This is a genomic window from Ruegeria sp. BG10 (assembly GCF_056538575.1).
In genome coordinates, this window is sequence record NZ_JBQFTI010000005.1 from 262,657 (window position 1) to 271,237 (window position 8,581).

Genomic DNA, 8,581 nt, shown 5'->3' on the forward strand with positions numbered 1-8,581 from the left:
GAAAATTGGGTGAGTGTTATGAGCTATCATCAAACAGGCTCGGGGGGACCCGGGGATGCCGTTTGTCAATACGAAGGATCGCGCCTGTGGTTTCGCGGGCCACAGCGTTCCCGGCACACGCCGTATATGGCATGTGTCGGTGGCGATGAAACATATGGGCGGTTTGTCGACCGGCCTTTTGCCGCAATTCTGGAGGAACGTCTGGACAGGCGCTGCCTGAATCTGGGCAGTCTGTTCTGCGGTCTGGACGCGCTGTGTTCAGATCGCGGTTTGTTCGACCTGCTAAACGGAGCCGGGCTGTGCATTCTCCAATCCCCCGGAGTGCTGGGTCAGTCAAATCGCTTCTACCGCGTTCATCCCCGGCGCAATGACCGGGTGCTGGCCCCGACGCAGGCCCTGTTGGACCTGTATCCCGAGGTCGATTTTACCGATGTCCATTTCGTGTGCCACCTGATGACCCTTCTGCAGGCCCATCCGGACGCTCGGTTCGAAGTCGTAGCCGAGGAATTGCGCCGAAACTGGGTCAGGCAGATCAGCGACCTGCTCAACAGGCTGAATACTCCGGTCATCCTGCTGTCACTGCGCGTTCTGCGCGACGGGGCAAACGGGTGTCTCTGCGAACAGGTGCCTGTGCCGGTCACGGCGCAGATGCTTGGTGCTGTACGTTCGCTGTGCACGGACTGCACCGAGGTTTCGGTCCCCGTGGCCGGACATTCTGACGAGCTTGAGGATATGTTGTTCGGGACCCTGCAGCAGCCCAAGGCGGAGCACATGATCGGGCCTGCGGGGCATAAATCCATCGCAAACGCTCTGATCGCGCCGATCCGGAGCCTGAATTGAAAAAGGCCCGCCTACAGGCGGGCCTTTCAGAAGTTTCAACGAAAATCCTTCGCCGAGAATCAGCCGAGCTTCTCGGTCAGTTCCGGCACGGCCTGGAACAGGTCAGCGACCAGACCGAAATCGGCAACCTGGAAGATCGGCGCTTCTTCGTCTTTGTTGATCGCAACGATGACCTTCGAGTCTTTCATACCAGCAAGGTGCTGGATTGCGCCCGAGATACCAACTGCAACGTACAGATCGGGGGCTACAACCTTACCGGTCTGCCCGACCTGCCAATCGTTCGGGGCGTAGCCCGAGTCGACGGCGGCGCGCGATGCGCCAACAGCGGCACCCAGCTTGTCGGCCAGGGTTTCGATCAGTTTGAAGTCCTCTTCCGAGCCAACACCACGGCCGCCCGAGACAACAACACCAGCCGAGGTCAGTTCCGGACGGTCGCTTTCGGCAACCTTGTCCTCGACCCACGAAGACAGACCCGGGTTGTCACCGACCGAGATGGTCTCGACCGGGGCCGAGCCACCTTCGCCCGCCGCGTCAAAACTCGCGGTCCGCAGGGTGACGACCTTCTTGGCATCGTTCGATTTCACGGTCTGGATCGCGTTGCCCGCATAGATCGGACGCTCGAAAGTCGAACCGTCGACCACGCCGGAAGCATCCGAGATCACCATCACGTCAAGCAGCGCTGCAACGCGCGGCATCACGTTCTTGGCGTCGGTGGTGGCGGGGGCAACGATGTGCTCGTACCCATCGGCCAGACCCACGATCAGCGCGGCGGTCGATTCCGCCAGGCGGTGGCCCAGCGACGCATCTTCGGCAACCAGAACCTTGGACACACCGTCGATCTTGGCAGCGGCCTCACCAGCAGCGGCGGCGGACCCACCTGCGGCCAGAACGGTCACGTCACCCAGAGCTTTCGCAGCGTTGACAGCCTTGGCGGTTGCGTCCAGCGACAGCTCACCATTGTTGACTTCGGCGAGAAGAAGAACAGCCATTACACAGCCCCCGCTTCTTTGAGTTTCCCGACCAGCTCGTCCACCGAGCCCACGATGATGCCTGCGGCACGCGCCGGCGGCTCTTCGGTCTTGACGACTTCCAGACGCGGGGTGACGTCGACGCCGTAATCGGCGGCGGTCTTCTCATCCAGCGGCTTTTTCTTCGCCTTCATGATGTTGGGCAGCGACGCATAGCGCGGTTCGTTCAGGCGCAGGTCAACGGTCACGATGGTCGGCATCTTGACGCTGATGGTCTGCAGGCCGCCATCCACCTCGCGGGTGATCTTGGCGCTGTCGCCTTCGATGTCCACTTCGGACGCGAATGTGCCCTGGCTCCAGCCCAGCAGGGCCGAGAGCATCTGGCCGGTGGCGTTCATGTCGTTGTCGATCGCCTGCTTGCCCGCCAGAACGATGCCCGGCTGCTCTTCCTCGACCACTTTGGCCAGAATCTTGGCAACTGCCAGCGGTTCGATATCGGTGTGCACGTCATCTGCGGCCACAACCAGAATGGCGCGGTCTGCACCCATGGCCAACGCGGTGCGCAGGGTTTCCTGCGCCTGCTTCACACCGATCGAAACGGCGACGACTTCGTCCGCCTTGCCGGCCTCTTTCAGGCGGATCGCTTCTTCGACGGCGATTTCGTCGAACGGGTTCATCGACATTTTGACATTGGCGAGATCGACACCGCTACCGTCCGCTTTCACGCGGACCTTCACATTATAGTCAATCACGCGTTTGACAGGCACGAGTACCTTCATTTTGCGCTTGCTCCTCACAAAAAACGGTAAGCCGCGTCGCGACTCCACCAATGCTCTCGGACGACTGAATAGCGTCTCAATTCGCGCGGCAACAGGGCAAAATCGTCACGTCATGATCTTGAGACGTCGCGTTTCGCAATTTTTGACGCAACGGCGCGAAATAATATTGCCAGAAGGTCAGCGCCTTAGCGGTTTGCGCCCGGAACCCACAACACATCCGCGGTGCCGTTTTCATTGGCGCAGCGGGCGGCGACAAAAAACCAGTCGCTAAGGCGGTTGAGGTATTTCACGGCGACCTCGTTCACCGGTTCCATATTGGTCAGCTCGACGGCTAGCCGTTCCGCCCGACGGGACACCGTGCGGCAGACATGAAGATGGGCCGCCAGACGTGAGCCGCCCGGCAGGATAAAGCTGCGCAGCGGTTCAAGGGTTTCGTTCATGGTGTCAATCTCGGCTTCCAGCCGGTCGATCTGGGCCGGAACGATGCGCAGCGGCGGAAAGTCGGCCTCGGCGTCCTTTTCCATGTCCGGGCGGCAGAAATCGGCACCCAGATCGAACAGGTCGTTCTGGATGCGCGACAGGGCCGCTTCGACTTCGCCTTCGGCCTCGGTCCGGGCGACGCCGACAAAGGCATTCAGTTCGTCAACAGTGCCATAAGCGGTGACGCGCCCCGAATATTTGGCAACACGTTCGCCATTTCCCAGTGCGGTTTTCCCGTCATCGCCGGTGCGCGTGTAAATCTTGTTGAGAACGACCATCTATTGCACTCCCTGTCCGCGCAAATAGACGTAGAGCACGATCAGCACGACGGCAATGAACTGAAACAGGATGCGCAGCTGCATCATCCGGTTGCTTTTCATCGCGGCGCTTTTGCCGCTTTTACCGAAATTGGAGATGCCGATTGCCAGCACGACGACAACCGCCGCCATGGCCAACAACAACACGACCATCAAAAGGTCCATGGGTACACCGTCCGGGTTTATTGTTTCGTTGACGTATCATCTAGCCCCACGGGCCTGAAAAGCGAACGGGTAATTTCGCCTCAGACGTCCGACAGGATGCGGTCGATGGTGCGGGTCGGCAGGATACGGCGCAGGTAGCCGGCGATATAGGTGGGGGTTGTGACGTAATAGCGCGCGCGCGGCCGTTTCGATTCGACCGCATGGGCCAGCTTGTCGGTCACCGCTGATGCAGGCAGTTCGAACCGGTCGGGACCGGAGGATTCATAAAGTCTTTTCAGCAGCGTCGCTTCATATTTCGCCCGCAGGGCCGAGTTCTGCCAATTGATGAACCGTTCGAAAAACGGGATCGAATTCTCGCGGATTTTCGAGGTGATCGGGCCGGGTTCGATCAAGACGACCTTGATGCCTGTATCTTTCAATTCCAGACGCAAAGTGTCCGTCAAACCCTCGACCGCGTACTTGGTCGCCACATACGCGCCCCGCCAGGGAAAGGCGACGAAGCCCAGGACCGACGAATTCTGAACGATTCGCCCGTGCCCCTGCGCCCGCATGACCGGAATCACCTGCCGCGTCAGTTCGTGCCAGCCAAAGAAGTTTGCTTCGAAAATCTGGCGCAGACCCTCGGTCGGCAGATCCTCGACCGCGCCGGGCAGGCCGTGCGCGCCATTGTTGAACAACGCATCCAGCGTGCCGCCTGTGGCTTCAAGCACTTCGGTCAGCCCGGCAGAGATACTGTCGGCATCCGTATAGTCGATCTGCGGGCTTTCAAACCCCTGCGCCCGCAGGCGATCGCAATCACGCTGTTGGCGGCAGGACGCAAAAACGCGCCAGCCGCGGGCGCGCATGCCATGGGCGGCATCCAGGCCGATGCCGGATGAGCAGCCGGTGATAAGAATGGTTTTCTGCATGATCTACCCAAAGCTGAAACTTGCGCCAAAGCTACGGCGCGGGTCAGCCCAGGACAATGACACCTTCGCGTCAGTTCGCGATTTTTCGGACCAGTGACGACGAAATCCATCCGACCTGTTGCTGGGGCAACACGCGCAGGCGCAACCAGCCGGTTCCGGATTCGCTCAGCACTTCGACCTTCTGGCCGATGTTCGCCTTGCCGATGATGGGATAGATCGTGCCTGGTCCGTCGCGCATATTCACCCGTGTGCCCGAGATTTCGCGGATGTCCTTTTCAGGTTCGGGAAGTGCCGGCGATTCCACGGCTTCCTGCGGCGTATCCTCGGTGATCTGACGCAACCCGGCCAACCCGTCTTCCAGCGAGGCGAGCGTGATGTTGGCGTCCTGATCTTCGAAAACCGTCAGACCCGAGAAAGACCCGAGGCTCGCATCCTCTGTGACGAACACGACAACCTCTTCCACTGCCAGATCCGGTTGGGCGCGCACGGTCGGTGCACGTGCGGCGACGCTGGTGACAAGCTCACTGACCTGAGCAGGCGCGACGGTTGACGGTTTAGGGGCTGAGGCGACACGTTCAGGTTGATCGGCGCGCAGGCCGCGCGGTTCGAAATCCGGTCCTCCGCTTATTACGTAAAAGCACCAGCCGAGTGCGGCGAAGGTAATAACAATAAGGCGCGTCATGGCGCATCCCCCGGTAATCGCAAGAAACAAGAAATAGGCAGTAGTTAATGCAGTCAGCCTACCATATTTCGCACCCCGAGTCGAAAACCGGGGGAAATCGGGGGGTTGTCTCCCCCTGTTGCAAAAAGCGCTACTTGTCCCCAGCAAAATACGCGCTGATTGCTTTACCACGGCGCGCTTGCGGCGTATCACATCATGTATGAACGATACGATCGACGACCCCAACATGGAGGCCCCTGGCAATGGGGGCGAGGTGGCCGAACCGCTGCGCCGCGCGATTGGCGAACGCTACCTGACCTATGCACTGTCCACCATCATGCACCGGGCTTTGCCCGATGCGCGCGACGGGCTGAAGCCGGTGCACCGGCGAATCCTGTACGCCATGCGGGAACTGCGACTCAGCGCGACCGGTGGATTCCGCAAGTCGGCCAAGATTTCGGGCGACGTGATGGGTAACTATCACCCGCACGGTGATGCCGCGATCTACGACGCGATGGCGCGTCTGGCGCAGGACTTCAATGTCCGTTACCCGCTGGTCGATGGGCAGGGGAACTTCGGCAATATCGACGGCGACAACCCGGCGGCCTCGCGCTACACCGAGGCGCGGATGACCATCGTGGCCGAAGCGCTGCTTGAGGGCCTGAACGAGGACGCCGTCGATTTCCGCGACAACTATGACGGTACGCTGACCGAGCCGGTCGTGCTGCCCGCGCAGTTCCCGAACCTGCTGGCCAACGGGTCCAGCGGCATCGCGGTCGGCATGGCGACGAACATTCCGCCGCATAATATTGCCGAGCTGTGTGATGCCTGTCTGCATCTGATCAAAACGCCCGATGCGCGCGACGATACACTGCTGAATTATGTCCCCGGTCCGGACTTCCCGACCGGCGGCGTAATCGTCGAGCCACCCGAGAACATCGCGCAGGCCTATCGCACCGGGCGCGGCTCCTTCCGTCTGCGCTGTAAGTTTGAGGTCGAAGATCTGGGTCGCGGCCAGTGGCAGATCGTAGTCACGGAGATCCCGTATCAGGTTCAGAAATCCAAGCTGATCGAAAAGATCGCGGAACTGATCCAGACCAAGAAAATCCCGATCCTTGCAGATGTGCGCGATGAATCGGCTGATGACATCCGCTTGATCCTCGAACCGCGTTCCAAGAATGTGGACCCCGAGGTGCTGATGGGCATGCTCTACCGCAACTCGGACCTTGAGGTGCGGTTCAGCCTGAACATGAACGTGCTGATCGACGGGGTGACGCCCAAAGTCTGTTCGATGAAGGAAGTGTTGCGCGCGTTCCTCGATCACAGGCAAGAGGTTTTGCTGCGCCGCTCGCGTCACCGTATGGCGAAGATCGATCATCGCCTTGAGGTTCTGGAGGGTTTTATCGTTGCCTTCCTGAACCTCGACCGTGTGATCGACATCATCCGTTATGACGATGACCCCAAAGCCGCCCTGATGCGCGAGGATTGGGGTATCGACCATGTCCGCGCCACCAGCGAGGCCGACTATGTTTCGCCCAAGCCGGGTGAGGGCGAACTGTCCGAGGTTCAGGTCGACGCGATCCTGAACATGCGCCTGCGCAGCCTGCGCCGTCTGGAAGAGATGGAGCTGGTGCGCGAGCGCGACGAATTGATGCTGGAGCGTGCCAATCTCGAAGACCTTCTGGCTGACCCGGCCCTGCAATGGGCCAAAATCGCCGAGCAGTTGAAGGAAACCAAAAAGACCTTCGGCAAAGACTACGAAGGCGGTGCGCGCCGGACGCAATTTGCCGAGGCTGGCAATGTCGAAGAAGTGCCGCTGGAGGCAATGATCGACCGCGAGCCGATCACCGTGGTCTGCTCTCAGATGGGCTGGATTCGGGCGATGACGGGCCATATCGACCTGAACCGCGAGCTGAAATTCAAGGATGGCGACGGCCCGCGTTTCATTTTCCACGCGGAAACCACCGACCGGCTGCTTGTTTTTGCCTCGAACGGGCGGTTCTACACGGTCAGCGCCGCCAACCTGCCCGGCGGGCGCGGCATGGGCGAACCGCTGCGCCTGATGGTCGACCTGCCGAACGAAGCGCAGATCGTCGATATCCTGATCCACAAGCCGAGGCGCAAGCTGTTGGTGGCCTCGGACGCTGGCAACGGGTTCATGGTGCCCGAGGATGACGTGCTGGCCCAGACCCGCAATGGCAAACAGGTGCTGAACGTCAAAGGGGACGAAGCGGCGGTGATCTGCAAACCGGTGGATGGCGATCACGTGGCAGTGGTGTCCCAGAACGGTAAGTTTCTTGTGTTCCCGACTGAGGAACTGCCTGAGATGACGCGGGGCAAAGGCGTGCGCCTGCAGAAATACAATATGGCCCGCGGGCGCCAGGGCACTCTGGAGTTGGACGGCGGGTTGTCGGATGTCACCACCTTCAACTGGGATGACGGCCTGAAATGGTCCATGGGTGGCGACAAGACCCGGCACGAGGCCGATATGTCCCAATGGCTGGCCAAGCGCGCCAGTGTCGGGAAAAAGCCGCCTTATGGCTTCCCGCGCGACTATAAATTCTCGTGATCGCGCAACACTTGCGGGTGGAATTCTGCCGATATGGCTTGGCACAGGCCGTATCGGTGCGCTAGATCAAAGAAAACAGGCCTATCGAGACGAGACATGTTGCGCATTCTGACCCTGATCACCGGATTGGCCCTGATGGGCGCGTGCACCCAGACGCAGGTTTATGAAGAACCTGAATCGCTGGGTGAATTTAAACTGCGCGTCAATTATGCGTTTGCTGAGAAAGCCAAGCAGGGGCCGGTTTCACGGGATGCGACGCCCAAAGAATGGGAAGAGGCCATTCAGAATGCGGTGGATATTCGTCTGGGCCGATACACAGGCGCGCAGGAATATGACATCGGTATTAGCCTGGAAGGCTACATGCTTGCCCCTCCGGGCGTTCCGGTGATCTACAACCCCAAAAGCACGGCGATTGTGCTGGTGAATGTCTATGACGTTCGCAACAAAGAGTTTTTGGCAAAAGCCAAGCAGTTCCAGGTGCTTGAAGACACGACCGGAGAAAGTGCTTTTGCCGGATCCGGTAATGCCCGGACAAGGGAAGAACAAATGAACGGTCTGGCGCTGAAGGTGGCGGACCGCGTCGAAGAATGGCTGGCCGAGGAACATGAAGAGAACGGCTGGTTCGACAGGCGACCCGACCTGATCCAACCGCTCGATTCCGGCGAAGTTACACAAAATCCGGCGTCGTAACCTGCTTTTCCCGCAGGATGTGCTTGATTTTCCCCTTTGAACCAAATATCTCGCGCGCGCAGATGTAACCACGGGACCAAGGGTCCCCCAAATCGCAAAAGGGCGCCTGAGGAATGGCAAAGGAAAAGTTTGAGCGTACAAAACCGCACGTCAACATCGGCACGATTGGCCACGTTGACCACGGCAAGACCACGCTGACCGCAG

At 59.8% G+C, this 8,581-nt stretch carries 10 protein-coding genes; 4 read left to right on the plus strand and 6 right to left on the minus strand.

Annotated features, from left to right (window positions below):
• The first annotated feature begins 18 nt into the window (after positions 1–18).
• Positions 19–840, plus strand: a complete 822-nt coding sequence (locus ACR0D8_RS18490) for a DUF6473 family protein (RefSeq protein WP_480648709.1) — start codon at positions 19–21, stop codon at positions 838–840.
• A 59-nt stretch (positions 841–899) separates the two neighbouring features.
• Here ACR0D8_RS18490 and ACR0D8_RS18495 read toward each other — a convergent pair whose 3' ends face one another.
• The 6 genes from ACR0D8_RS18495 to ACR0D8_RS18520 form a co-directional block, all read right to left on the minus strand.
• Positions 900–1,829, minus strand: coding sequence for an electron transfer flavoprotein subunit alpha/FixB family protein (locus ACR0D8_RS18495; protein WP_480648710.1), 930 nt, complete (start codon positions 1,827–1,829; stop codon positions 900–902).
• Positions 1,829–2,587 carry an electron transfer flavoprotein subunit beta/FixA family protein gene (locus ACR0D8_RS18500; protein WP_480648712.1) on the minus strand — a complete coding sequence of 253 codons (759 nt, stop codon included), beginning with the start codon at positions 2,585–2,587 and terminating at the stop codon, positions 1,829–1,831. The genes ACR0D8_RS18495 and ACR0D8_RS18500 overlap by 1 nt, the downstream gene beginning before the upstream one ends.
• A gap of 185 nt (positions 2,588–2,772) precedes the next feature.
• Positions 2,773–3,345, minus strand: coding sequence for a cob(I)yrinic acid a,c-diamide adenosyltransferase (locus ACR0D8_RS18505; protein WP_480648713.1), 573 nt, complete (start codon positions 3,343–3,345; stop codon positions 2,773–2,775).
• Positions 3,346–3,549 (minus strand): twin transmembrane helix small protein, encoded by a 204-nt coding sequence (locus ACR0D8_RS18510; RefSeq protein WP_475162910.1) that lies wholly within the window; start codon positions 3,547–3,549, stop codon positions 3,346–3,348.
• Positions 3,550–3,629: 80 nt separating this feature from the next.
• Positions 3,630–4,457, minus strand: coding sequence for an SDR family NAD(P)-dependent oxidoreductase (locus tag ACR0D8_RS18515; protein ID WP_480648715.1), 828 nt, complete (start codon positions 4,455–4,457; stop codon positions 3,630–3,632).
• A gap of 70 nt (positions 4,458–4,527) precedes the next feature.
• Positions 4,528–5,139 (minus strand): SH3 domain-containing protein, encoded by a 612-nt coding sequence (locus ACR0D8_RS18520; protein ID WP_480648717.1) that lies wholly within the window; start codon positions 5,137–5,139, stop codon positions 4,528–4,530.
• A gap of 199 nt (positions 5,140–5,338) precedes the next feature.
• Between ACR0D8_RS18520 and ACR0D8_RS18525 the strand changes: the two genes are divergently transcribed.
• From ACR0D8_RS18525 to ACR0D8_RS18535, 3 genes are all read left to right on the plus strand, one after another.
• The gene (locus ACR0D8_RS18525; protein ID WP_480648719.1) at positions 5,339–7,687 is read left to right on the plus strand and encodes a DNA topoisomerase IV subunit A; all 2,349 of its coding nucleotides are present in this window, start codon (positions 5,339–5,341) and stop codon (positions 7,685–7,687) included.
• A gap of 96 nt (positions 7,688–7,783) precedes the next feature.
• A complete protein-coding gene (locus tag ACR0D8_RS18530; protein ID WP_480648721.1) occupies positions 7,784–8,377 on the plus strand; it encodes a hypothetical protein in 594 nt (197 codons plus the stop codon).
• Positions 8,378–8,490: 113 nt separating this feature from the next.
• On the plus strand, positions 8,491–8,581 hold a 91-nt coding region (locus ACR0D8_RS18535; RefSeq protein WP_215675807.1), incomplete at its 3' end, for a GTP-binding protein.